Source organism: Vibrio sp. 1078-1 (assembly GCF_033340475.1).
Window position 1 is genome coordinate 1 of the sequence record NZ_JAWOWM010000890.1, and the last position, 520, is coordinate 520.

The 520-nt window shown below is 43.8% G+C and carries 1 protein-coding gene and 1 pseudogene; one reads left to right on the forward strand and one right to left on the reverse strand.

The features are described from left to right. A pseudogene (locus R7190_RS30665) lies at positions 1-133 on the forward strand (AraC family transcriptional regulator); the annotation flags it as partial. Between the two features lie 18 nt (positions 134-151). On the opposite strand, the gene R7190_RS30670 reads toward R7190_RS30665, so the two are convergent. Then, on the reverse strand, positions 152-520 hold a 369-nt coding region (locus tag R7190_RS30670), incomplete at its 5' end, for a lipocalin family protein (protein ID WP_318138313.1).

The window sequence follows — 520 nt, forward strand, 5'->3', positions numbered from 1 at the left end:
GTGTGAGGAGAGGCAAGTCAGTGATGTTGCCCATTGCTTAGAGTTTTCATCAGACAGTGCATTCATTGCGTTCTTTAAAAAACAAACGGGACAAACACCACTGAGCTTTATGAAGCATCGAACCTTACTGTAAGGTCAGCAGTTGGACAATTTACTGTTTTTGATCGACCAGGATCAACTCATCTAGCACAAAGCCTTTCTCTTTGGCGACTCGCTTAAATCGCTCCACCGTCGCCTTATCGACATTTGGTTTCCGAGAAAGTAGCCACAAGTAATCATGGTTAAAACCTGAAATAAAGGCGTACTCATAGTTTTCTCCTAGCTCGAACACAATGTACGAAGAATAGAACGGGCCAAAAAATGAAACTTTAAGATGGCCGATGTTTTCATCTCCAACGAAATACGCTTTGCCTTCGGCTTGTGTCCACTTTTTATCTTCTTGCGAATAACCACGGTTGATAACCGTGACTCCACCGTCTTCACGCAATTCGTATTCAGCCGTAACGTTAGAGAGGCCGCG